Consider the following 281-nt stretch of genomic DNA (forward strand, 5'->3'; position numbering starts at 1 on the left):
TGGTTGTCGCGCCGTTGACGGTTTCGGTAAGGACCTGGTTCTCGCCGTTGTAGGTGTAGGCGGTGACGCTGCTGGCCGCCGCATAACCGACCGTGCCGTTGAGCTGGCCCACCGTGCCGCCGGTATAGGTGTACGTGCCGACATCGGTTTCGGTTTGCACCCGGCCGATCGCATCGTAGGTATAGGTGGTGACGCGGTTGGCGCCCGTGGCTACGGTGGCCGCGCCGGGCAAGCCAGGCTGGGTCGACGTGGTGATGGCGCTGGTGCTGATCGCCTGGGCG

Annotated in this window: 1 protein-coding gene; it reads right to left on the reverse strand. The window is 66.5% G+C overall.

What is annotated here, in order from left to right:
• Positions 1-281: hypothetical protein (locus ISP15_RS18495; protein WP_404549491.1), on the reverse strand; the 281-nt coding region annotated here is incomplete at both ends.

This window comes from Dyella jejuensis (assembly GCF_044904675.1).
GTDB classification, from domain to species: Bacteria; Pseudomonadota; Gammaproteobacteria; order Xanthomonadales; family Rhodanobacteraceae; genus Dyella_B; species Dyella_B jejuensis.